Raw genomic sequence first — 24,392 nt, 5'->3', positions numbered from 1 at the left:
GAAGAGGATGATGCCCGATCTTTTTCGCCGCCGTTTGATGGTGGCTATGGCGTTGTCGCCGTTACTCAGCAGCTTCCCTTTGCCTGCCGCACCTTTGGATCCGCAGCGTATTATTGCGCTGGAGTGGTTGCCTACTGAACTGCTGTTGGCGTTAGGTGTTACGCCACTCGGCGTCGCTGATATGCATAACTACAACGTCTGGGTCGGCGATCCGCCGCTGCCTGCGGGCGTGGTGGACGTTGGTTTGCGTACCGAACCCAATCTTGAACTGATGACGCAGATGCAACCCTCGCTAATTCTGTGTTCCAACGGCTATGGTCCGCCGAAAGAGAAGCTGACACGCATCGCGCCGATTATGGGTTTTGATCTCAACAGCGGTGATGGCAAACCGTTCAGTACTGCGCGAACCTCGCTGCAGGAATTAGGCAAACGCCTTGGATGTGAGGCGCAGGCCGAAAAGCATTTGAAATTTGTCGATTCCCAACTCGCAGCGGCGCGTCAGCGTCTGGCACCTTACGCGGCGCGACCCATTCTGCTGATGTCATTGCTTGACAGCCGCCATGCCATCACCTTTGGCAAAAACAGCCTGTTTCTTGAAGTGATGACTATTCTCGGCCTGAAAAGCGCCTGGCAAGGCGAAACCAATTTCTGGGGCAGCGCAGTAGTAGGGATTGAACGGCTGGCCGGGTTCAGCGATGTGGAGGTGATCTGCTTCGACCATGACAATGAAGCCGATATGCAGCAGTTGATGCGCAGTCCACTGTGGCAATCGCTGCTGTTTATTCGTGCGGGCCGTTTTCAACGCGTTCCGGCGGTGTGGTATTACGGCGCGACCCTGTCGGCGCTGCATTTTGTTCGCGTGCTGGAACGCGCGCTGGAGACACGCTGATGCGCCATCGTCTTTTCCCCGCAGCGCTATTGAGCGGGCTGTTTTTGCTGGCGCTTGAGTTAACGCTGGTTAATTTGCGCCAGGCATTGCCACTGGCGCAATGGTTACAGGCGCTGTGGTCGCCAGATGCGGATAATATGCAGCAGATGGTGTTTCACCATAGTTTGCTGTCGCGGCTGGTATTGGCATTGTTAGTGGGAGCAGGGCTGGGATTAGCCGGTTTGCTATTCCAGCAGGTATTGCGCAACCCACTGGCGGAACCGACTACGCTGGGTGTGTCATCGGGCGCACAGCTTGGCATTACGGTTGCAACGCTGTGGCAGCTGCCGGGCGGCGCCCTAACGCAGCAGTTTGCCGCGTTAGGGGGCGCAGCACTGGTGGGCGCGATTGTATTTGGCGTTGCGTGGGGCAAGCGCCTGTCGCCGGTTACGCTCATCCTGGCGGGTTTAGTGCTAAGCCTGTATAGCGGCGCGGTGAATCAGATCTTTGCCGTTTTTAACCACGATCAGCTACAAAATATGTTCCTGTGGAGCACCGGCTCACTGAATCAAATGGGCTGGGAAAACGTCAGTCAACTGTGGCCGCGCCTGCTGCTGGCCTTTGTGGTGGCGCTGGCGCTGCTACGGCCATTGACGTTGATGGGACTGGATGATGGCGTTGCCAGCAACCTCGGTCTTGCGCTTTCGCTGGCCAGGTTGGGCGGTCTGGCGCTGGCGATTTTGCTTAGCGCACAGCTGGTCAATGCTGCGGGCATTATTGGCTTTATCGGCCTGTTTGCCCCGCTGCTGGCGAAACTGCTGGGCGGGCGCCGTTTACTCAGTCGTATGTTGCTCGCGCCGCTGATTGGTGCGCTGCTGCTATGGCTGGCAGACGCCTGCGTATTGTGGCTCAGCGCACACTGGCGCGAAGTTTCAACCGGCACGGCTACCGCACTGCTGGGCGTGCCGATTCTGCTGTGGCTGCTGCCGCGTCTGCGCACCGGTTCGGTGCCGCCTGCGATGAATCAGGGCGACAAGATACCCGCCGAGCGGCAAGCAGTCGGACGCTGGTGTTTAATAGCTTTAGCGGTGTTAACGCTGCTGGCGTGGTTTGGTCTGGCGTTTGGACGGGATGGACAAGGGTGGATTTGGGCAAGCGGCGAGATGTTTCAGCAGCTGATACCGTGGCGGACGCCACGTTTGCTGGCGGCGCTGGTAGTGGGTTTGATGCTGGGCGTGGCGGGCAGTTTGATTCAGCGCTTGACCGGTAACCCAATGGCCAGCCCGGAAGTCTTAGGTATCAGTTCAGGCGCCGCTTTTGGCGTCGTGATCATGCTGTTTTTTGTGCCGGGCGATGCGCTGGCGTTTCTGCTACCCGCTGGTGTCATTGGCGCAGGCGTTACTTTGCTGATCATTATGTTGGTTGCCAGCCGCGGCGGTTTTTCACCGGAGCGCATGCTATTGGCCGGCATGGCGCTGAATAGCGCTTTTGTGACGTTATTGATGCTTTTGCTGGCGAGCGGTGATCCACGCATGGGCGGTTTGCTTAGCTGGATTTCGGGTTCAACCTACAATATCAGCGGCAAGCAGGCGATACAGAGTGCGGTTTGCGCGCTGGTATTGGTGTCGCTGGCACCGCTGGCAAGTCGTTGGTTGACGCTGCTGCCCCTTGGCAGCGCCACGGCGCGTTCGGCGGGAATGGCGCTGACGCCATCACGTCTCAGCCTGTTGCTGCTGGCGGCTGCGCTGACGGCCACGGCCACCCTCACTATCGGCCCGCTGAGCTTCATTGGTCTGATGGCACCGCATATCGCACGCATGTTGGGCTTCCGCCGTGCGTTACCGCAGGTGTTACTGGCAGGCCTACTGGGCGCGGGATTAATGGTATGTGCCGACTGGTGTGGGCGGATGCTGGCATTTCCGGATCAGATACCGGCAGGCTTGATGGCAACGTTTTTAGGCGCGCCTTACTTCATTTGGCTATTGCGCCGATCGCGTTAAGCCCTCATCGAAACGGTTAAGACCGGCTCGCACCGGTCTTTTTTATTACAGTTTCGCGAAACAGCGACGCGCCGCATCGATGGTACGCTGGATGTCCTCTGGGCTATGCGCCAGTGACATAAAGCCAGCCTCAAACGCTGATGGCGCAAGATAAACGCCTTCTTCCAGCATTAAGTGGAAGAATTTCTTAAAGCGTTCAATATCGCATTTTGTGACGTCAGCGTAACAGGTAACCCTTTCCGCATCGGTAAAGAACACGCCAAACATACCGCCGACATGATTGACTACCAACGGAATATTCTCCTGTTGTGCGGCATGCAGCAGACCTTCAGCCAGTCGGGTGGTCAGTTCGGTCAGCGTTTGATGAATGCCCGGCTGAGCAATCTGGCTTAAACAGGCATAACCCGCCGCCATTGCAATGGGATTGCCGGACAGGGTTCCCGCCTGATAAACCGGGCCGGTTGGGGCCAGCGCGGTCATCACGTCGCGACGACCGCCAAACGCACCCACCGGCATACCGCCGCCGATGATTTTGCCGAGGCAGGTCAAATCAGGCAACACATTGTAATACGCCTGCGCGCCACCCAGCGCGACGCGGAAACCGGTCATCACTTCATCAATAATCAGCAAGGCACCAAACTCATCACACAGCGCGCGCAGGCCGGGCAGGAAATCTGGCTGTGGCGGAATACAGTTCATGTTGCCTGCTACGGGTTCAACGATGATACAGGCGATCGCGTTCGGATAGCGTTCAAATGCCGCTCGTACCGAATCAAGGTCATTATACGTACAGGTCAGCGTATGTTTTGCGAAGTCAGCAGGCACGCCCGGAGAATTTGGCTGGCCCAGCGTCAATGCGCCGGAACCGGCTTTCACCAGCAGGTGATCGGCGTGACCGTGATAGCAGCCTTCAAATTTGATGATTTTATCGCGTCCGGTGAAACCGCGCGCCAGGCGAATCGCGCTCATTGTTGCTTCGGTGCCGGAGTTCACCATACGCACCATTTCCATGGAGGGCATCAGCTCGCAGACCAGCTGCGCCATAGTGACTTCCATTTCGGTGGGCGCGCCAAAACTCAGGCTGCGCTGTGCCGCTTCAATCACCGCATTACGAATTTCAGCGTTGTTATGGCCCAGCACCATCGGACCCCACGAACCGACATAGTCGATATAGGCGTTGCCATCAGCATCATAAAGATATGCGCCGTCAGCGTGTTCAATGAACAGCGGTGCGCCGCCCACACCGGTAAACGCACGTACCGGCGAGTTAACGCCGCCAGGAATCAGGCGTTGCGCCTCGGCGAACAGGTTTTCAGACTTACTCATTTTCGGCTCCAGCAGTTCAGTAAAATATTGCGCCATTCTACGGAAGAGGCGCGGTGGGCGAAAGGGTGGAACAGCCCGTAACCTGGCTAACCTTTGCGAAGGCGGCACAGAGTGCGAAGCTCAAAACTTGATTGCACAGGAGTGCTGGCAGATAATAGCGAAATTAAGGTCGTTTTCTGACCTGGACGTTTACTGGAGTCAAATATGAGTGATGAAGTAGCAGCACTGCCGTTGCAATTTACCGATGCAGCAGCCAGCAAGGTGAAGAACCTGATTGCTGATGAAGAGAACCCGGCGCTGAAGCTGCGCGTTTACATTACCGGTGGGGGATGCAGCGGATTTCAGTATGGTTTCACGTTTGATGACCAAATAAATGACGGTGATATGACGATTGAGAAGCAGGGCGTAGCGCTGGTTGTCGATCCAATGAGTCTGCAATATCTGGTGGGTGGTTCGGTGGATTACACCGAAGGACTGGAAGGTTCACGTTTTATCGTGACCAATCCCAATGCCAAAACCACCTGCGGCTGCGGTTCTTCCTTCAGTATCTGATTTCGCCGGCCGCTGTCAGGCGGCCTCGTTTACCACTCAATGGTCACTAACCGGGCGGTTTTTTCCTGCCGGGAGTCGCGTTTTAGTACGCTATACGTTATGCGCGGCTGTGCGCTGAAATGACCTCCGCAGTTTATCTGAGGTGCGGCCTGGGGCCTGACGCGAGTGAATTCACAGCGTGAGAAAATATTCAGCTTAACGGCGATAGCGCCGGTGAGTGACCCCGCAGTTGTAATGCCAGCCATCATCAGCCCTATGGCCAGAATCACTATTCTGGTCATGTTTAGTTCCTGGTGTAGTCAAAAGCGCCTGAGCGCAAAAGGACGACGAGCATACGTGGCTTGCGCGTCTCATTTATTGATCAACGGCAATGATGGGATTTTCTTTAATCGAAGAAGTTATTTTTGTGCTGGATGTAGCGCGTTACACAGCTGTTTTGCTGCTAACAGCAGTCGTGGACCGGGACGGCTAAGCCAGTTATCGTTAATCGCAATCACCGGGACATAAAGCTGCGGCTGCCAGAATTGCTGCACGTTTTTGGCCTGCTGCGCATCGCCGCCAATGACAATCGCCTGCGGGTGACGCATCAGCACCTGTTCCCGGCTGACCTGCGGCCAGCTGACACGGCTATCGGCAAAGATATTTTCACCGCCGCACAGCCTGACGATGTCATTTTGCAGGGTGGCTTTGGCAGAGGTAAATAGCGGGTGCTGACCAAATTGCAAAAATAACGGAATGGGTTTTTGCGTATGATAACGCTGACGAAGGTCGGCTTCCTGTTGGCGTAGCTGCTGTGCGGCTTTCGCCGCCTGGTCTGGATGGGGACTCCATTGGCCCAGCGAGGCCAGCGCATCGATCATGCCAGCCAGGTTAGCGGGATCAATCCATACAACTTTTATGCCTGCCTGCTGTAATTGATCAATCTGACGTTGTGGATTGCCACCCCGCCACGCCAACACGACATCCGGTTTTAGCCGCAAAATACGCTCAACTTTAATGCCTTGCCAGTTAGCGACCTGCTCAATTTTTTTAGCCGCAGGCGGATAATCAGACCAGGCACTGACCGCCACTGGCGTAATGCCTGCGGCAAAGGCCATCTCGGTCAAATGGGGAGCAAGGGTGATAACGCGCGGTGGGGAAGCAAACAGACTGCCGCTAAACAGCAGCAGCCAGCAGAACAGAAAACGTTTAGCCACGTGCCAGACGCGCCAGCAGGTTTTCAACCATCAATGATGACTGGTTTGCCGCCACGCTGAGAAACTCCTCAAAGCTCAGGTGTGATTCCTGATCGGCGACATCGGAAATGGCGCGCACCACCACAAAAGGCACCTGGAATTGATGGCAAACGTGACCAATGGCGCTGGCTTCCATCTCAACGGCAATGGCCTGTGGGAAAGTGTTGCGGATGCGTGCCAGCGGCTCAGCACCGTTGATAAACGCATCACCGCTGACCACCAGGCCGCGAACCGCATTCAGTTCTAGCTGCTGAATGCAGGCTTCCGCTTGCGCAATCAGGGTGGCATCGGCAACAAACGCCGCCGGGCAGCCGGCCATTTGACCTGGCTCATAGCCAAAAGCGGTAACGTCAGCATCGTGATAACGCACCTCTTCGGATACCACAATATCGCCCACGTTCAGCGTTGGGACTAATCCACCCGCAGAACCCGTGTTAATTATTACATCCGGCTTGCACAGCTGCAGCAGCAGCGTAGTGCCCATTGCGGCGGCAGTTTTACCGATGCCCGATTTCAGCAGTGCAACCTCAACGTTATTCAGCGTGCCAGTGTAAATTTCACAACCAGCCAGCGATAAGGTTTGGCGGTTTTCGATTTTGTCACGCAGCAGAGCAACTTCCTGCTCAATCGCGCCAATAATGCCTGCTTTCATAAAGAGTCTCGCTAAGGTAGATGTTTTCGACGAAATTGAGGCATAGTCTATCATGGCTGGCAGGGGATTAATTCACGAAAAAATAAGGGGTAATCAATGGCAGCGATCAATTTCAGGACGAAGATCAGCTTTACTCGCCCTTATACCAGTCGGAAAGATCCCGAAGGCGAATATTATATTAGCCGCCACTTTGAGAGCGACCGCGGGCGAATAATTAATTCGGCGGCCATTCGTCGTCTGCAACAGAAAACCCAGGTTTTTCCTTTAGAGCGTAATGCTGCGGTACGTTCACGCCTGACGCATTCGCTCGAAGTACAACAAACCGGGCGCTATATCAGCAAAGAGATCCTGCAGGCTCTCAAAATGCAGGGCGGATTAGCGCAATACGGGCTGGATGAGCGAGAGGGTGCGTTCGAAAGCCTGGTCGAGATGGCGTGTCTGCTGCATGACGTGGGCAATCCGCCGTTTGGTCACTTTGGTGAAGCGGCAATTAATGACTGGTTTGAAGATAATCTTCTCGCAAACCTGGTCGATCCTATCGTTGCAGGCGTGGAAACCGAAGCGCAGCGCAGCGCATTTGATCAACTGAATGCAATGATTCGTCAGGATTTGTGTCATTTTGAAGGCAACGCGCAGGCAATTCGTATGGTGCATACGCTGCTGCAACTGAATCTCAGCTATTCGCAGGTTGCCTGTATTTTAAAATATACCGCGCCAGCATGGTGGCAAGGTGATAAACCGGCGGAATATAGCGTGCTGATGAAAAAGCCGGGCTTTTATTTATCTGAGAAGGCGTATATTGCCGAGCTGCGTGCGGCGACGAATATGGCAGAACATCATCGGTATCCACTGACTTATATTATGGAAGCTGCAGATGATATCTCTTATTGCATCGCCGATCTGGATGATGCAGTTGAAAAAGCGATATTTAATGTAGACAGTTTGTATGAATTTCTCAGCAAAGCCTGGGGAGCGATTAAAACAAATGATGCCTTTAGCCGAACAGTCGGTGAAGCGTGGCGTGAAGCCTGCAGCAAAAAACGCCGCAGCCGCAGCGATCAGTTCTTTATGTCGCTACGGGTTAACGTGCAAAACGTTCTGGTCACCTACGCGGTAAAACGCTTTATTGACAACCTTCCCGCAATATTTGATGGCAGTTTCAATCATGCATTATTAGAAGATGACGGTGAAGAAGGGCGGCTATTACAACTTTTCAAAACGGTTGCTCGTCAGCAGGTATTTAATCATTCCGAAGTTGAACAGCTGGAATTACAAGGCTACCGGGTAATTAAAGGATTACTGGAGATTTACCAGCCGTTAATGCAACTGAATTATGAGGCATTTACCACCCTGATTAATGACGACTTTTTACGTCAGCATCCCATTGAAACCCGGTTATTTCATAAGCTTTCAGGTAAACATCGCAAAGCCTATCAGCACGCTATGCGCACGCTGACGGTTAATCACAAATATGAACGTCTGTTATGGGAGCGTTATTATCGCTTCCGCCTTATCCAGGATTACATTAGTGGCATGACCGATCTTTATGCCTGGGATGAGTACCGTCGTTTAATGGCGGTGGAATAATGCACAAATGTAAAGGGAAAGCATAAATTTTTACCTTTGGCTAAAACTTTATCAGGAACTTCGCGCTAAAACATTTATCTCACCATACGACCACAGCAATGGTCTGGACGTTAATTTTTAAGAGACTCCGACAAATGAAAAAAAACTCATTAATGTTAAGTGCGCTGGTGCTTAGTCTTGGCATGGCGTTAACGCCTGTCAGTGTTTTCGCGGCAGAAACTGCTTCTTCCACCAGTCAACAATTGCCCAGTCTGGCCCCGATGCTGGAGAAGGTGATGCCTTCTGTGGTGAGTATTAGCGTTGAAGGCAGCACCACGGTGAAAACGCCGCGTATGCCGCAGCAGTTCCAGCAATTTTTTGGCGACAATTCGCCCTTCTGTCAGGAGGGTTCGCCCTTCCAGAGTTCGCCAATGTGTCAGGGCGGCGGTGCTGATGATGGCAGCGCACCCAATACCCAACAGGAAAAATTCCGGGCGTTGGGTTCAGGCGTGGTGATTAACGCCGAAAAAGGCTACGTGGTTACCAATAATCACGTGGTGAATAATGCAACAAAAATACAGGTGCAGCTAAGCGATGGCCGGCGCTACGACGCTAAAGTGATCGGTAAAGATCCACGCTCAGATATTGCATTAATCCAGCTGGAAGATGCTAAAAACCTGACTGCCGTGAAGATCGCCGACTCCGATAATCTGCGCGTCGGTGATTACACGGTCGCGATTGGTAACCCTTACGGTCTGGGCGAAACGGTGACGTCGGGCATCGTTTCCGCACTGGGTCGTAGCGGCCTGAACGTTGAAAATTATGAAAACTTTATCCAGACCGATGCGGCAATTAACCGGGGTAACTCTGGTGGAGCGCTGGTGAACCTGAACGGCGAGCTGATCGGCATTAATACCGCCATTCTGGCACCGGACGGCGGCAATATCGGTATCGGCTTCGCCATTCCGGGTAATATGGTGAAAAACCTGACTGCGCAAATGGTGGAATATGGTCAGGTAAAACGTGGCGAGCTAGGCATTATGGGCACAGAGCTTAACTCTGAGCTGGCAAAAGCCATGAAGGTTGATGCTCAGCGGGGCGCCTTTGTGAGCCAGGTTCTGCCAAATTCCGCCGCCGCGAAAGCCGGTATCAAAGCCGGTGATGTAGTGGTTTCGATGAATGGTAAACCACTGACCAGCTTTGCCTCGCTGCGTGCCGAAGTCGGCACATTACCGGTCGGTACTGCTCTGAAACTGGGCCTGCTGCGTGATGGCAAACCGGTAGACGTGACAGTGAAATTGCAACAAAGCAGCCAGGATAAAGTGCAATCAGCCACCATTTATACTGGCATTGAAGGCGCGGACCTCAGTAACGGTGATGCCAGTAACAAAGGTGTACGCGTTGACAATGTGAAACCGGGCAGTGCCGCAGCACGTATCGGCCTGAAAAAAGGCGATGTGATTCAGGGCGTAAACCAACAAGCGGTCGCTAACCTGGGCGAGCTACGTAAGATCCTCGACAGCAAACCGTCTGTACTGGCGCTTAACGTGAAACGCGGCGACAGCAGTTTGTATTTGCTGATGCAGTAAGAGTATCTGATGAGTTACGCAGGCGGACTTCGGTCCGCTTTTTTTATGTCTGCGGCTTAAGCTGGTCAGAATGTGATGCCTACCGCAAATACGGTAAATGCCGTTCTGGCTCTGTGCATATGCACAATGTTCTGGGCGTTACCTATGCGTATTCTGTCCTTTGTCACTTTTATCAGGAGTAACGGATGGCGACCTATCACCTCGACGCTCGGCTGGCGCAGGATATAGTGGCGCGCACGATGAAAATTATTGACAGTAATGTCAACGTGATGGATGCGCGCGGACGGATTATCGGTAGTGGCGATCGGGAACGTATTGGGGAATTGCACGAAGGCGCGTTGCTGGTGCTGTCTCAGGGACGGGTGGTAGACATTGATGAAGCAGTGGCGAAACATCTGCACGGCGTACGGCCTGGCATTAATTTGCCGCTGCGCATTGATGGCGAAATTGTCGGTGTGATTGGCCTGACCGGCGAGCCGCTGGCGCTGCGTCATTACGGTGAGCTGGTGTGTATGACGGCAGAAATGATGCTTGAACAGGCACGCTTACTGCACATGCTGGCGCAGGACAGCCGCCTGCGTGAAGAGCTGGTGCTGAATCTGATTCGCAGCGATACGCTGTCGCCACAGCTTACCGAATGGGCGCAGCGGCTGGGGATCGATCTCAATCAGCCACGCGTGGCGGCGGTGGTGGAAGTAGACAGCGGGCAACTGGGCGTGGACAGCGCGATGTCTGAATTGCAACAGTTGCAGACGCTACTCACTACGCCAGAACGCGATAATCTGATCGCCATTGTTTCTCTGACCGAAATGGTGGTATTGAAACCGGCATTAAACGTCCACAGCCGTTATGATCGGGACGACCATCGTAAGCGCGTCGAGCAACTGTTACAGCGAATGAAAGAGAGTGGTCATCTCCGTATGCGCATTGCGTTGGGTAATTTTTTTACCGGCCCAGGCAGTATTGCCCGCTCTTATCGCACCGCGCGCACCACCATGATGGTCGGTAAACAGCGTATGCCGGATGTAAGAAGTTATTTTTATCAAGATTTAGTGTTACCGGTTTTACTGGATAGTTTGCGCGGCGGTTGGCAGGCCAACGAGCTGGCGCGACCGTTAGCGAAACTGAAGAGTATGGATAACAATGGACTGTTACGTCGTACTTTAAACGCCTGGTTTACCAATAACGTCCAGCCGAGCGCTACGGCGCGGGCGCTGTTTATTCACTGCAACACGCTAGAGTATCGCCTGAACCGTATTTCAGAATTGACCGGGCTTAACCTGAGCCATTTTGACGATCGGCTGTTGCTGTATGTGGCCTTGCAGCTGGATGAGCAGGGCTAAGAAGGACATAAAAAAGGCCAGTATTAATAAGCTGGCCTTTAAGCGGTTTATGGAAAATTAACGTCCGTTGCGGGTTAATTTCTCAAGATCAGATTGGATTTCAGTGATTTTATTGGTAACTACGCTTTCCAGATGGCGCAGGTCAGCAAGTATTTTGCGTTTTAAATCGACTTCAATCTGATCGCGCTGGCAAATCTGGTCCAGTTCATCAATCACATAACGCAGGTTAGGACTGATTTCCTGCACTTCTTTGTAGCCGTGACTCGCATGATCGGCGACAACGGTTTTACGCTGACGCGGATATTTAAACTTCACGCTTTTCGCGAAGAATTCACCTTTATCTTTGCGAAAGTAAATTTTCAGGATGTCATTGTTCGCTTCCTGACGCAGGCTGTAACGGTCAATGTCATCCGGGGTACTGATGCCTAAGCTTTTAAGGTTGTCGTACATAGCGTAGTTTCCATGAAATTGAGAAGCGCGCAGTTGAGTTCATGATTTAAAACTGTAGACATTAATAGCAGGATGAACATTGCGCGACAGGTTTTTAACTGGCGCGGATTATCACCTGATTGAAAAATAAACGCACCTGTTAATTCGCAACGCGAATCAGGATGTCTGGCGGGAAGTGTAAAGAAAAAATGACGGGCCGGTTTCCAGCCCTTACAGGCGTTTAGTCGATGGTACGCAGTAGTTCGTTGATGCCTACTTTGCCGCGTGTTTTAGCGTCAACTTTCTTAACGATAACCGCGCAATACAGGCTGTAGCTACCATCTTTTGACGGCAAATTACCCGAAACCACCACTGAACCGGCTGGCACACGGCCGTAATGCACTTCACCGGTTTCGCGATCGTAAATTTTGGTGCTCTGGCCGATGTAGACGCCCATTGAAATCACCGAACCTTCTTCAACGATGACGCCTTCAACAATTTCTGAACGCGCGCCGATAAAACAGTTATCTTCGATGATAGTTGGGTTAGCCTGCAGCGGCTCCAGTACGCCACCAATGCCGACACCGCCGGACAGATGAACATTTTTACCAATCTGCGCGCATGAACCTACCGTCGCCCAGGTATCAACCATGCTACCTTCGTCCACGAATGCGCCAATGTTAACGTAAGAGGGCATCAGCACGGTATTACGTGCAATATAAGCGCCCTGACGAACGGCGGCCGGCGGCACCACGCGGAAGCCCTCTTTTTTGAAGCGCGCATCATCCCAATCCGCGAATTTCATGGGAACTTTGTCGTAAAAACGTGTCTCTGCGCCTTCCATTACCTGATTGTCATTGATGCGGAAAGACAGCAGCACTGCCTTCTTCAGCCACTGATGCGTTACCCATTCGCCATCGATTCTCTCAGAAACACGCAGTGCACCGCTGTCCAGCAGCGAGATCACCTGGTTGATGGCATCACGGGTTTCGGTGTCGACGCTGGTTGGGGTAATGTTGGCGCGACGTTCGAAGGCGGATTCAATAACGCTCTGTAACTGTTGCATATTTTTTTCCTGATCTGTCGTGTTCAATGCCGGGGAATAACCCGACACAAGTAAAAAATTTTAGGCACACAATCGATTGCGGTCACACTTTATCGTTTGGATTAAGGGCTTCTGTCAACCGTTGTTGCAACGCATTGCGCATTTCCTCGTCAAGCGCCAGGCGATCGCTGTTAGCCAGAATAAATAAATCTTCGACGCGTTCGCCAATAGTGCTGATGCGTGCACCGTGCAGTGAAACGCCGAGATCGGCAAATACTTCCCCGACGCGTGCCAGTAAACCCGGCTGATCCAGCGCCACCAGTTCGAGATAGCTGCGGCGGTCGGTATGGGTTGGCAAAAAATTGACTTCTGTTTCTACGCTAAAGTGCTTCAGCCTGGCGGACTGACGACGCGTACGCGGCGGCACCCAATCAGATTGAGTAATCGCCTGCTCCAGCGCCTGAATAATTAACGGATGGCGATCCGGTGCCAGCGGACTGCCGTCCGGCTCCAGCACAATAAAGGTATCCATTGCCATTCCATCACGGCTGGTAAAAATTTGCGCATCGTGAACGCTAAGGTTGCGGCGATCTAACTCGCCAGCGACCGCCGCAAACAGGTGAGGGCGATCCGGACTCCAGATAAAAATTTCCGTGCCGCCACGTGTGGCCTGTGGGCTGACCAATACCAGCGGTTTAGTCAGATCGTGCCCGAGTAGATGACGTGCGTGCCAGGCAATCTGGTTCGGTGTATGGCGCAGAAAATAATCGGCGCGACAGCGATTCCAGATCTGATGTAGACGTTCTTCATCAATATTGTCCATGCGCAGCAGCGCCAGCGCCTGTAAACGATGATGCCGCACGCGTTCACGCAGGTCCGGGCTGTTTTCCATACCGCGTCGCAGCTGTTTTTCGGTGGCGAAAAACAGCTCGCGCAACAGGCTTTGCTTCCAGCTGTTCCACAGGCTTTCGTTTGTCGCGCAGATGTCGGCAACGGTTAAGCACACCAGATAACGCAGACGATTTTCGTTCTGCATGATTTCAGCAAACTGCTGAATGACGGTAGGATCCTGAATATCGCGGCGCTGAGCGGTAACCGACATTAACAGGTGATGACGCACCAGCCAGGCCACCAGTTGCATTTCCCGCGAGTTGAGACTGTGCAACTCCGCAAATTCAAGCGCGTCTTTCGCTCCGAGAATGGAGTGATCACCGCCGCGTCCTTTAGCAATGTCGTGCAGCAGCGCGGCCATCAGCAGCAGTTCCTGCTGTGGCAAGCGCGGCCACACCTCGACACACAGTGGATGCTGCGGGCGCGTCGCTTCGTGGGCAAAACTCTCCAGCTTCTGTAACACGCGAATGGTATGTTCATCGACGGTGTAAGCATGAAACAGATCAAACTGCATTTGGCCGACAATATGCCCCCAGAGCGGCGTATAGGCCCACAGTACGCTGTGGCGATGCATCGGCACCAGTGCCCGACTTACCGCGCCGGGGTGACGCAGAATCGCCATGAAAAGCTGACGCGCTTCCGGAATCTGACACAAAGGCTGCTTCAGATGACGACGTGCATAGCGCAGATGGCGCAGCGTGGTGGAATAGATCCCTTTGATCGTGTCGTTGCGTACCATGACGTAGAACATACGCAGAATAGCCTGCGGTTCGCGCTCGAACAGCGTTTCGTCACGCAGATCGATTAAGTTACCGCGCAGCTGAAAATTATCATCTATTGGGCAAGGTTTTTCGCTGGTATCAAGTGCCAGGATCGCTTCATCGAATAGCTGCAACAGCATCTGATTCAGCTCGCTGATACGGCGAGTGACACGATAGAAATCCTTCATCATGCGTTCAACCGGCTCGTTGCCTTCACCCTGATAATTCAGGCGTTGTGCGACTGTGAGCTGGCGATCAAACAACAAACGGTTGTCATAGCGCGTCAGCGAAAGATGCAAGGCAAAACGGATGCGCCAGAGAAAATCCTGACATTCATTAAGCTCGTTACGCTCAATATTGGTGAGAAAACCGAAACCAACCATTTCATCCAGCGTGGTAGCGCCAAAATGGCGGCGGGCAACCCATTGCAGGGTATGAATATCGCGCAAGCCGCCGGGGCTGCTTTTAATATCTGGTTCAAGATTGTAGCTGGTGCCGTGATAGCGTTGATGTCGTTCAAGCTGCTCTTCTATTTTTGCAGCGAAGAAACGTGAAGAGGGCCAGAAACCCTCGCTAAAGACATTTTTTTGCAGTTCAAGGAAGAGCGCGACATCACCGACCAGCATACGTGACTCGATCAGATTGGTGGCGACAGTCAAATCAGACAATCCTTCCAGCAAACACTCTTCCAGCGTGCGCACGCTGTGGCCGACTTCAAGCTTTAAATCCCACATCAGCGTCAGCAGTTCGCTGGTACGCTGTGCGGCTTGCTCATCGAGCGGATGGCGGCTGAGGATCAGGACATCAATATCAGAAAGTGGGTGCAGTTCGGCGCGTCCATATCCTCCCACGGCAACGAATGCGATGGATTCCAGACGGTCGAAACCAAAAAAGTGCCATAAACGACACAGCAGACGATCGATATACAGCGTGCGGGCATCGATCAGAGTTTCCACGGCTTCACCCGCGTCGAAGGCGGCTGCTAAGTGCTGCTGAAAATCGTCCAGACGTTGTTTTAACAAGTCGCGCGTTAGCTGGTCATCAGCCCAATGGGTGGGGGAAACGTTCAGGCCATCGTTAACTGTATCCGGCAGGCTCACGCTCATGCGACTCTTCTCTTTTTAATCGTAAAAAAACCGGCAGGGTGCCGGCTTTTTCGTTTGTGGAGGATCACCCTTCGTTGACAAGGACCGCGGGAATGGTGTCGTCTTTGCGCAGGGTTAAAATCTCACAGCCGTTATCTGTCACCACAATAGTATGCTCGTACTGTGCGGACAAGCTGCGATCTTTGGTTTTCACCGTCCAGCCATCTTTCATGGTGCGGATGCGGTAATCACCGGCGTTTACCATTGGCTCCACGGTAAACGTCATGCCTGCCTGCAATACCACACCGCTGTCATCGGCATCGTAATGCAGCACCTGTGGCTCTTCGTGGAAGCCTTTGCCGATACCGTGACCACAATATTCACGGACGACCGAAAAGTCATTCGCTTCGACATATTTTTGGATGGCGCGGCCCAGTTCACGCAGGCGAATGCCGGGCTTAATCAGGCGCAGCGACAGATACAGGCTTTCCTGCGTTACGCGACACAGACGCTCACCTTGAATGGTCGGTTTGCCAACGATAAACATTTTCGACGTATCGCCGTGGTATTCATCTTTAATCACCGTAACGTCAACATTAATAATATCGCCGTCTTTCAGCTGGCGTTCATCGCTGGGAATGCCGTGACATACCACCTCATTAATCGAGATACAGACTGATTTCGGAAAGCCGTGATAGCCAAGGCAAGCCGAAATAGCCTGTTGCTTATGAGTGATGTAATCATGACAGATGCGATCCAGCTCACCAGTGGTTATACCCGGCTTAACGTGCTGTTCAATCATCTCCAGCACTTCGGCGGCCAGACGTCCGGCGACGCGCATTTTTTCGATTTCTTCAGGGGTCTTAATTGAAATTGCCATTAAATTAATCCGCATTTGCCGACATTATCGACAATAATGAACGTTGTGCTGACATGTTAACAGTCAGCAAATGGGCTGCCAAATAGAGAACACGCTGACCTCAGCTGGCTGAACTATTATTGGTGTCCCGGGCGCGGTTATGGTATAAAGCGCGCCGACGATTCTCTGTACGGCCGTTTGGTCGGCAGGAAACGCATAAATCTCATTATGTGTAATAAAACACACATGTATCGACACATGCGCCGGGGTGCCTCGTAAGAGGTCGGTCGTATGGGATACATGGAGGCCCAACCCCAAACTATCATAGAGGTAATCATGGCAACTGTTTCCATGCGCGACATGCTCAAGGCTGGTGTTCACTTCGGTCACCAGACCCGTTACTGGAACCCAAAAATGAAACCATTCATCTTTGGTGCTCGTAACAAAGTTCACATCATCAACCTTGAAAAAACAGTACCAATGTTCAACGAAGCGTTGGCTGAGCTGAATAAGATCTCTTCCCGTAAAGGTAAAATCCTGTTTGTTGGTACTAAGCGCGCTGCTGCCGAAGCGGTAAAAGAGTCTGCTCTGAGCTGCGATCAGTTCTTCGTTAACCACCGCTGGTTGGGTGGCATGCTGACTAACTGGAAAACCGTTCGTCAGTCTATCAAACGTCTGAAAGATCTTGAGACTCAGTCTCAGGACGGCACTTTTGACAAACTGACCAAAAAAGAAGCGCTGATGCGCGCTCGTGAACTGGCCAAGCTGGAAAACAGCCTGGGCGGTATCAAAGATATGGGCGGTTTGCCGGATGCACTGTTCGTTGTTGATGCTGACCATGAACACATCGCAATCAAAGAAGCAAACAACCTGGGTATTCCAGTTTTTGCTATCGTTGATACCAACTCTGATCCAGATGGTGTTGATTTCGTTATCCCTGGTAACGATGATGCGATCCGTGCTGTAAGCCTGTACCTGACTGCCGTTGCGACCACTGTGCGCGAAGGTCGTTCTCAGGACCTGGCTGAGCAAGCCGAAGAAGCGTCTTTAGAAAACGCTTAATAAGGTCTGCTCTGCATAAGAGCCCTTAGTATTCAGATGTGATCTGTAAGGGGCCAAAATTGGCCCCTTTATTTTATCTAAGTCTGTTACGCCTCCATCAGGAAGGCGGGACGGAGTAAACTTTCCGCAATAAGTGCCTGCTAGTGCAAATGTACCCAGGTACGAACCGAGGATTCTGGAATGGCTGAAATTACCGCTGCATTGGTAAAAGAACTGCGTGAGCGTACTGGCGCGGGCATGATGGATTGCAAAAAAGCGCTGACTGAAGCGCACGGCGATATTGAGCTGGCAATTGAAAACATGCGTAAGTCTGGCGCAATTAAAGCGGCGAAAAAAGCAGGCAACGTGGCTGCTGACGGCGTGATCAAAACCAAAATCGTTGGCGACTACGGTGTGATCTTGGAAGTTAACTGCCAGACTGACTTTGTTGCTAAAGATGGTGGTTTCCAGGCATTTGCTGACAAAGTTCTGGAAGCTGCTGCTGCCGATCGCATTACCGATGTTGAAGTGCTGAAAGCGCAATTCGAAGAAGAGCGCGTGGCGCTGGTTGCCAAAATTGGTGAGAACATCAACATTCGTCGCGTTGCTTTGCTGGAAGGCGAAGAGCTGGGCAGCTACCTGCACGGCGCTCGTATCGGCGTGCTGGTTTCAGCGAAAGGCGCTAACGAAGAGCTGATCAAGCAGATCGCTATGCACGTTGCCGCGAGCAAGCCTGAGTTTGTTAAGCCAGAAGACGTATCTGCTGATGTGGTTGAAAAAGAGTACCAGGTTCAGCTGGACATCGCGATGCAGTCTGGCAAGCCAAAAGAGATCGCAGAGAAAATGGTTGAAGGCCGCATGAAGAAATTCACCGGCGAAGTCTCTCTGACCGGTCAGGCTTTCGTTATCGATCCAGGTAAAACCGTTGGTCAGGCTCTGAAAGAGCAAGGCGCTGACGTTATCAATTTCATCCGCTTCGAAGTGGGTGAAGGCATTGAGAAAGTTGAAGCTGACTTCGCTGCAGAAGTTGCGGCAATGTCTAAACAGTCTTAATGTTCTGAAAGAACCGCCAGAAGGCGGTTCTTTTTTGTCTGCAATCTGCAACAGACATGTTTTTCAGTCTCATCCCAATAGCATTTTCATTATGGTAAACGGATGATTGACCAGATTTTACTTCTCTTTTTTACCCTATCTTCCAGGAAGAATTGACCATGGCGACCAACGCAAAACCTGTTTATCAACGTATCCTGCTAAAACTGAGTGGCGAAGCACTGCAAGGTGCCGAAGGTTTTGGTATTGACGCGAGTGTGCTTGACCGTATGGCGCAAGAAGTAAAAGAGCTGGTCGAACTGGGCATCCAGGTTGGCGTTGTGATTGGCGGTGGCAACCTGTTCCGTGGCGCGGGTCTGGCTCAGGCGGGTATGAACCGCGTCGTGGGTGACCATATGGGTATGCTGGCGACGGTCATGAATGGCCTGGCAATGCGTGATGCGTTGCACCGCGCCTATGTCAATGCTCGTCTGATGTCTGCAATTCCACTGAATGGCGTGTGCGATAATTACAGCTGGGCCGAAGCAATCAGCCTGCTACGTAACAATCGCGTAGTGATTTTCTCTGCCGGTACGGGCAACCCTTTCTTTACCACTGACTCGGCAGCGTGCCTGCGCGGTATTGAAATCGAAGCTGACGTGGTATTGAAGGCGACCAAGGTCGACGGCGTCTACTCAGCCGATCCGGTGAAAAATCCTGATGCCACGCTGTATGAGCAATTAACCTATTCTGAGGTGCTGGATCAGGAGCTGAAAGTGATGGATCTTGCTGCCTTTACGCTGGCGCGCGACCATAAATTGCCAATCCGCGTCTTCAACATGAATAAGCCTGGCGCACTGCGTCGCGTAGTGATGGGTGAAAAAGAAGGCACCCTGATTACGCATTAATACCCGAGGCGAGATAAAATAAGGTATATTCTGTCAGCGCGGTGACAATCCATCGTGCACCAGTCAGGATTATCGATGATTATCGATCCCGTTTCCGGTTATACCGGAACTGGCCAGGTCAAACCGAATCCAAGGGTTTTAACGTGATTAACGACATCAAAAAAGATGCTGATACGCGCATGGAAAAATGCGTCGAAGCATTCAAAAATACCATCAGTAAAGTGCGCACTGGTCGTGCTTCACCTGCGCTACTCGACGGCATTGTCGTCGAATATTACGGCACGCCAACGCCGCTGCGTCAGCTGGCTTCGGTTACCGTAGAAGACTCGCGTACGCTGAAAATCAACGTATTTGATCGCTCGCTCGGCCCTGCCGTTGAAAAAGCCATCATGACGTCCGATCTCGGCCTGAATCCAAGTTCAGCGGGTAGCGACATCCGTGTGCCGCTGCCTGCACTGACCGAAGAGCGTCGTAAAGATTTGATCAAAGTCGTGCGCGGTGAAGCCGAGCAGGGCCGCGTGGCGGTACGTAATGTGCGCCGCGATGCCAAAGATAAAGTCAAAGCGTTGCTGAAAGATAAAGAGATCAGCGAAGATGACGAACGTCGTGCGCAAGATGAGATCCATAAAATGACCGATGCGCACATCAAGAAAGTGGATGCCGCCCTGTCAGAAAAAGAAACGGAGCTGATGGATTTCTGATCCCATCGCTGCCGGAAAAAACGCCGTACAGAGAAGCGTTCTTTCGGAATGCGTTATCTGGCGGCGTTTTACATTGTGCTTATCAGCACGACCTTTGACCTCACATGGACAGTAAAATGAAGCGATTAACTCTGCTGGGTTCAACCGGATCGATTGGCACAAGCACGCTGGCGGTCGTTCGCGCCAACCCTGAATTGTATGAAGTAACCGCCTTAGTTGCCGGTCAGAATGTTGAGCTGATGGCTGAACAGTGCGCAGAATTTCAACCCCACTACGCGGCGATGGCTGATGAAGACGCTGCCACGGCGTTGCGTGAACGACTGAGAGCACTCAAGGTAGCTACTGAAGTGCTCTCCGGCGTTCAGGCGGCTTGTGAACTGGCAGCACTGGATGAGGTTGACCAGGTGATGGCGGCGATTGTTGGCGCGTCGGGCTTGCTGCCCACGCTTGCAGCCATTCGCGCCAGTAAAACCGTTCTGTTAGCGAATAAAGAATCCCTTGTCACCTGCGGCCGTTTGTTTATGGAGGCGGTACGTCAGCATCGCGCGCAATTGTTGCCCGTTGACAGCGAGCATAACGCCATTTTTCAGAGTTTACCGGCTTCCATCCAGCATCAGTTAGGATACGCTGACCTACAGGATAATGGCATTGAAACGATTATCCTTACGGGATCGGGTGGTCCTTTTCGTGACACGGTATTAAGCGATCTGGCTGCGATGTCGCCTGATCAGGCTTGTGCGCATCCGAACTGGTCGATGGGACGAAAAATTTCTGTCGATTCAGCCACCATGATGAATAAAGGTCTTGAATACATTGAAGCCCGTTGGTTATTTAATGCCAGCGCAGCGCAGATGGAAGTGATTTTGCATCCGCAATCGGTCATTCATTCCATGGTGCGTTACTGCGATGGTAGCGTGTTGGCCCAGTTGGGTTCTCCTGATATGCGTACACCGATTGTTCACAGCATGGCGTGGCCGGCGCGCATTAACGCTGGCGTAACGCCGCTGGACTTCACCCGCATGTCGGCGCTGACGTTCGCAGAACCCGACTTTAATCGCTATCCCTGTTTGAAACTGGCTATCGACGCCTGTGAAGCTGGACAAGCGGCGACCACCACGCTTAATGCCGCCAACGAGGTTGCCGTCGCGGCATTTCTGAATCACCAGATTCGTTTTACCGACATTGCGGTGCTTAACAGTGCGGTGCTGGCGGCACAGGCGTGTCAGGAACCTGATTCGGTGGAGGCAGTCCTTGAGATCGATCGCATGGCGCGCGCTGTGGCGACAGAAATGTTGCCGCGTGTCACGTCATTACGCTGATCGCGCCGAGGTCGTTTGTTCACTTCCGGTGAAAATGATATAGTCGCTGGCTCGCGTTTCACGGTCTGTCACCGAATTCGGTGTAGCCCGACATGCAGTGTCGGGATTTGTACCGGGCGCAATGTATTCAGAAACCACAGCATTTCTGATGAAAGGAATTGATTACGCGTTATGTCGTCTAACAATCAAAACAAAACCGATGACCAGCAGGGAACCGGTCCACGCCACGTGGCTATCATTATGGATGGCAACGGTCGCTGGGCTAAAAATCAGGGAAAATTGCGTATTTCCGGTCATAAAGCGGGCGTTAAATCGGTGCGTCGCGCCGTCAGTTTTGCTGTTAGCAATAATTTAGAGTCTTTGACGCTGTACGCGTTCAGTAGCGAAAACTGGAGCCGTCCAGCGCAAGAAGTGACGGCACTTATGGAGTTGTTCGTCTGGGCGCTCGACAGTGAAGTAAAGAGCCTGCACAAGCATAATGTTCGTTTACGCATCATCGGTGACATCAGTCGTTTCAGCGCCCGCATTCAGGAGCGTATTCGTCGTTCTGAAGCGCTGACCGAAAATAATGATGGTCTCACTCTTAACATTGCCGCTAACTATGGCGGGCGTTGGGATATTATCGAGAGCGTGAAAAAAGTGGCAGTACAGGTTCAGGAAGGACTGTTACGCCCTGACCAAATAACCGAAGAGAGCCTGACGCCTCATCTGTGTATGCAGGATCAGGCGCCAGTGGATTTAGTGATAAGGACCGGGGGAGAGCATCGGATTAGCAACTTCCTGCTGTGGCAAATCGCCTATGCTGAATTTTATTTTACCGATGTTCTTTGGCCTGATTTCGATGAACACGTTTTTAAAGGTGCACTGAATGCATTCTCTCTGCGGGAGCGTCGCTATGGTGGCGCTGCACCAGGCGGCGCCTGAGCAATCTGGGGGTAACCTTTGCTGAAGTCTCGTCTGATTACCGCGTTGATTTTAATACCGCTGGTAATTGCTGCACTGTTTTGGTTACCGCCTGTTGGCTTTGCGATTACAACCATCATCATCTGTATGCTTGCTGCCTGGGAATGGGGGCAACTTGCAGGTATGGTGTCCCGTCAACAACGTATCTGGCTGGCCGTGTTATGCGGTCTGCTGCTGGCGTTGATGCTGTTTACGCTTCCTCCTTATCAGCATGATGTTCATCTGCCGCAGATGGCGACTTCGCTTTGGGCGTCGCTGGTATGGTGGATTGTGGCGCTATTGCTTGTGCTTTCCTACCCGGCTTCCGCGGCCTTATGGCGCCACTCTCGTCCGTTGCGGCTGCTATTTGGCATTCTGACCATCATCCCTTTCTTCTGGGGCATGCTCGCGCTGCGCCAGTATCATTATGACAGCGATCACTTCGCAGGCGCATGGTGGCTGCTGTTTGTCATGTTTCTGGTATGGGGCGCGGACTCAGGCGCCTATATGTTCGGCAAGCTTTTTGGTAAGCATAAACTGGCGCCGAAAGTGTCACCGGGTAAAACCTGGGAGGGTTTCATTGGCGGCCTGTTCTCTTCAGCCATTATTGCTTTGCTGTTTGCCAGCCTGGCCCCTATCAGCGTCTCCGTCGGCACACTGGTGATTTGTGCGGTTATCGCCACGTTAGCCTCGGTGCTTGGCGACCTTACCGAGAGCATGTTCAAACGTGAAGCGGGTATCAAAGACAGTGGCAATTTGATTCCTGGTCACGGCGGTATTCTTGACCGCATTGATAGCCTGACCGCAGCCGTGCCGGTGTTTGCCTGTTTATTGTTACTGGTGTTCCGCACCCTCTGAGGACAGGCAAAGATGTTGAGCATACTCTGGAGTTTCTTCGCCTTTATCGTCGCACTTGGCGTATTAATCACTGTCCATGAATTTGGCCATTTTTGGGTAGCGCGTCGTTGCGGTGTCAAAGTGGAACGCTTTTCTGTCGGTTTCGGTAAAACGCTATGGCACCGTCAGGATCGCCACGGCACAGAATTCGTTATTGCGCTGATACCACTTGGCGGTTACGTCAAAATGCTTGATGAGCGTGTTGAAAGCGTACCTGCTGAGCTGCGCCATCAGGCTTTTAACAACAAAGCTGTCTGGCAGCGCGCTTCGATTATTGCGGCAGGTCCCGTCGCTAACTTCATCTTCGCCATTTTCGCTTACTGGGTTGTGTTCATTCACGGCGTCCCTGGCGTGCGCCCGGTGATTGGTGGAATTTTGAGCGGATCGGTTGCTGCTGAAGCGCAAATTGCACCCGGCATGGAACTTAAGGCCGTTGACGGTATCGAAACGCCTGACTGGGATGCTGTACGCATGGCGCTGGTAGGGAAAATTGGCGATAACAGCACCACCTTAACGGTTGCGCGTTTTGGTGAACAGGCAACCCAGCAGAAGCAGCTTGATTTACGCAACTGGCAGTTTGAGCCAGACAAGCAGGATCCGGTCGTGGCGCTGGGCATTCGGCCGCGTGGTCCGCAAATTGAAACCACGCTGGCAGAAGTGCAGGCGAATTCACCCGCCAGTGAAGCCGGTTTGCAAGCTGGCGATAGGATCGTTAAAGTCGATGGTCAGCCATTATCGCAGTGGCAGGCTTTTGCCACGCAGGTAAGGGATAACCCCGGAAAAAGCATGGCGCTTGAGATCGTTCGTAACGGTGAAACGGTACAGTTAGCCATGACGCCAGAAGCGAAGCCGGGGGCAAAAACGGAAGGATTTGCGGGCGTTATTCCGCGCATTGTTCCGTTGCCGGAAGCGTTTAAGACGGTAAGGCAGTATGGTGCATTCTCGGCTATCGGTGAGGCCAGTGTAAAAACCTGGCAATTGATGAAGTTGACTGTTTCCATGCTGGGCAAGTTAATAACCGGTGATGTGAAGTTGAACAACCTGAGCGGGCCGATTTCGATTGCGCAGGGTGCGGGGTTGTCAGCAGAGTACGGGATGATTTACTACCTGATGTTCCTGGCGTTGATTAGCGTCAACCTTGGCATCATCAACCTGTTCCCACTGCCGGTTTTAGATGGTGGGCACTTGCTCTTTCTGGCGATCGAAAAGATCAAAGGTGGACCGGTGTCCGAACGAGTTCAGGACTTTAGTTATCGCATTGGCTCAATTCTGCTGGTGTTGTTAATGGGGCTTGCACTTTTCAATGATTTCTCACGTCTGTAATCGCTGGATAGCGGACCGACGAGAGATGTGT

22 protein-coding genes are annotated in these 24,392 nt (G+C 52.5%); 14 read left to right on the top strand and 8 right to left on the bottom strand.

Annotated elements, in window-relative coordinates; genetic code table 11:
- Window positions 1-10: 10 nt before the first annotated feature.
- The gene (gene fhuD / locus H2P46_RS03165) at window positions 11-889 is read left to right on the top strand and encodes a Fe(3+)-hydroxamate ABC transporter substrate-binding protein FhuD (protein WP_193403939.1); all 879 of its coding nucleotides are present in this window, start codon (window positions 11-13) and stop codon (window positions 887-889) included.
- Window positions 889-2,868 carry a Fe(3+)-hydroxamate ABC transporter permease FhuB gene (fhuB, locus tag H2P46_RS03160; protein ID WP_193403752.1) on the top strand — a complete coding sequence of 660 codons (1,980 nt, stop codon included), beginning with the start codon at window positions 889-891 and terminating at the stop codon, window positions 2,866-2,868. The genes fhuD and fhuB overlap by 1 nt, the downstream gene beginning before the upstream one ends.
- A gap of 45 nt (window positions 2,869-2,913) precedes the next feature.
- Here the strand turns inward: fhuB and hemL are convergent, their stop codons facing one another.
- A complete protein-coding gene (gene hemL, locus H2P46_RS03155; RefSeq protein WP_193403751.1) occupies window positions 2,914-4,194 on the bottom strand; it encodes a glutamate-1-semialdehyde 2,1-aminomutase in 1,281 nt (426 codons plus the stop codon).
- A 204-nt stretch (window positions 4,195-4,398) separates the two neighbouring features.
- Between hemL and erpA the strand changes: the two genes are divergently transcribed.
- Complete coding sequence (gene erpA, locus H2P46_RS03150) at window positions 4,399-4,746, top strand: iron-sulfur cluster insertion protein ErpA (protein WP_193403750.1); 348 nt, start codon at window positions 4,399-4,401, stop codon at window positions 4,744-4,746.
- Window positions 4,747-4,775: 29 nt separating this feature from the next.
- Here erpA and H2P46_RS03145 read toward each other — a convergent pair whose 3' ends face one another.
- The 3 genes from H2P46_RS03145 to mtnN form a co-directional block, all read right to left on the bottom strand.
- Complete coding sequence (locus H2P46_RS03145) at window positions 4,776-5,027, bottom strand: hypothetical protein (RefSeq protein ID WP_193403749.1); 252 nt, start codon at window positions 5,025-5,027, stop codon at window positions 4,776-4,778.
- Window positions 5,028-5,144: 117 nt separating this feature from the next.
- Window positions 5,145-5,942, bottom strand: coding sequence for a vitamin B12 ABC transporter substrate-binding protein BtuF (gene btuF / locus H2P46_RS03140; RefSeq protein WP_193403748.1), 798 nt, complete (start codon window positions 5,940-5,942; stop codon window positions 5,145-5,147).
- The gene (gene mtnN / locus H2P46_RS03135; protein ID WP_193403747.1) at window positions 5,935-6,633 is read right to left on the bottom strand and encodes a 5'-methylthioadenosine/S-adenosylhomocysteine nucleosidase; all 699 of its coding nucleotides are present in this window, start codon (window positions 6,631-6,633) and stop codon (window positions 5,935-5,937) included. The genes btuF and mtnN overlap by 8 nt, the downstream gene beginning before the upstream one ends.
- A 96-nt stretch (window positions 6,634-6,729) precedes the next feature.
- On the opposite strand from mtnN, the gene dgt reads away from it, so the two are divergent.
- The 3 genes from dgt (at window position 6,730) to H2P46_RS03120 (ending at window position 11,131) form a co-directional block, all read left to right on the top strand.
- A complete protein-coding gene (gene dgt, locus H2P46_RS03130) occupies window positions 6,730-8,220 on the top strand; it encodes a dGTPase (RefSeq protein ID WP_193403746.1) in 1,491 nt (496 codons plus the stop codon).
- Window positions 8,221-8,354: 134 nt separating this feature from the next.
- Window positions 8,355-9,788, top strand: coding sequence for a serine endoprotease DegP (gene degP, locus H2P46_RS03125; RefSeq protein ID WP_193403745.1), 1,434 nt, complete (start codon window positions 8,355-8,357; stop codon window positions 9,786-9,788).
- A gap of 185 nt (window positions 9,789-9,973) precedes the next feature.
- Window positions 9,974-11,131 (top strand): CdaR family transcriptional regulator, encoded by a 1,158-nt coding sequence (locus tag H2P46_RS03120; RefSeq protein WP_193403744.1) that lies wholly within the window; start codon window positions 9,974-9,976, stop codon window positions 11,129-11,131.
- Window positions 11,132-11,188: 57 nt separating this feature from the next.
- Here H2P46_RS03120 and H2P46_RS03115 read toward each other — a convergent pair whose 3' ends face one another.
- The 4 genes from H2P46_RS03115 to map form a co-directional block, all read right to left on the bottom strand.
- Window positions 11,189-11,581, bottom strand: a complete 393-nt coding sequence (locus H2P46_RS03115; RefSeq protein WP_193403743.1) for a DUF3461 family protein — start codon at window positions 11,579-11,581, stop codon at window positions 11,189-11,191.
- A 220-nt stretch (window positions 11,582-11,801) separates the two neighbouring features.
- Window positions 11,802-12,626, bottom strand: a complete 825-nt coding sequence (gene dapD, locus H2P46_RS03110) for a 2,3,4,5-tetrahydropyridine-2,6-dicarboxylate N-succinyltransferase (protein WP_193403742.1) — start codon at window positions 12,624-12,626, stop codon at window positions 11,802-11,804.
- A gap of 82 nt (window positions 12,627-12,708) precedes the next feature.
- Window positions 12,709-15,363 (bottom strand): bifunctional uridylyltransferase/uridylyl-removing protein GlnD, encoded by a 2,655-nt coding sequence (glnD, locus tag H2P46_RS03105; RefSeq protein WP_193403741.1) that lies wholly within the window; start codon window positions 15,361-15,363, stop codon window positions 12,709-12,711.
- Window positions 15,364-15,427: 64 nt separating this feature from the next.
- Complete coding sequence (map, locus tag H2P46_RS03100) at window positions 15,428-16,222, bottom strand: type I methionyl aminopeptidase (RefSeq protein ID WP_193403740.1); 795 nt, start codon at window positions 16,220-16,222, stop codon at window positions 15,428-15,430.
- A gap of 315 nt (window positions 16,223-16,537) precedes the next feature.
- Here map and rpsB point away from each other — a divergent pair, with 315 nt between their 5' ends.
- The 8 genes from rpsB to rseP all read left to right on the top strand — a co-directional run bounded on the left by rpsB (window position 16,538) and on the right by rseP (window position 24,361).
- Window positions 16,538-17,263: a 30S ribosomal protein S2 gene (gene rpsB, locus H2P46_RS03095; protein ID WP_193403739.1), complete on the top strand. Its 726-nt coding sequence runs from the start codon at window positions 16,538-16,540 to the stop codon at window positions 17,261-17,263.
- A gap of 180 nt (window positions 17,264-17,443) precedes the next feature.
- The gene (gene tsf / locus H2P46_RS03090; protein WP_193403738.1) at window positions 17,444-18,295 is read left to right on the top strand and encodes a translation elongation factor Ts; all 852 of its coding nucleotides are present in this window, start codon (window positions 17,444-17,446) and stop codon (window positions 18,293-18,295) included.
- A 158-nt stretch (window positions 18,296-18,453) separates the two neighbouring features.
- Window positions 18,454-19,179 carry a UMP kinase gene (pyrH, locus tag H2P46_RS03085; RefSeq protein ID WP_193403737.1) on the top strand — a complete coding sequence of 242 codons (726 nt, stop codon included), beginning with the start codon at window positions 18,454-18,456 and terminating at the stop codon, window positions 19,177-19,179.
- Between the two features lie 143 nt (window positions 19,180-19,322).
- A complete protein-coding gene (gene frr / locus H2P46_RS03080) occupies window positions 19,323-19,880 on the top strand; it encodes a ribosome recycling factor (RefSeq protein WP_193403736.1) in 558 nt (185 codons plus the stop codon).
- Between the two features lie 116 nt (window positions 19,881-19,996).
- Window positions 19,997-21,199: a 1-deoxy-D-xylulose-5-phosphate reductoisomerase gene (gene ispC, locus H2P46_RS03075; RefSeq protein WP_193403735.1), complete on the top strand. Its 1,203-nt coding sequence runs from the start codon at window positions 19,997-19,999 to the stop codon at window positions 21,197-21,199.
- A 171-nt stretch (window positions 21,200-21,370) separates the two neighbouring features.
- Entirely contained in the window at window positions 21,371-22,123 is a 753-nt protein-coding gene (gene ispU / locus H2P46_RS03070; RefSeq protein ID WP_193403734.1) for a (2E,6E)-farnesyl-diphosphate-specific ditrans,polycis-undecaprenyl-diphosphate synthase, read from the top strand.
- Window positions 22,124-22,141: 18 nt separating this feature from the next.
- Window positions 22,142-22,999 carry a phosphatidate cytidylyltransferase gene (gene cdsA, locus H2P46_RS03065; RefSeq protein ID WP_193403733.1) on the top strand — a complete coding sequence of 286 codons (858 nt, stop codon included), beginning with the start codon at window positions 22,142-22,144 and terminating at the stop codon, window positions 22,997-22,999.
- Window positions 23,000-23,011: 12 nt separating this feature from the next.
- Complete coding sequence (gene rseP, locus H2P46_RS03060; protein ID WP_193403732.1) at window positions 23,012-24,361, top strand: sigma E protease regulator RseP; 1,350 nt, start codon at window positions 23,012-23,014, stop codon at window positions 24,359-24,361.
- Window positions 24,362-24,392: the final 31 nt, after the last annotated feature.

Source organism: Mixta mediterraneensis, from assembly GCF_014946725.1.
Lineage (GTDB): Bacteria > Pseudomonadota > Gammaproteobacteria > Enterobacterales > Enterobacteriaceae > Pantoea > Pantoea mediterraneensis.
Note: the sequence above shows the minus strand (reverse complement) of the source record. Positions and strands in the feature narration are given on the sequence as shown.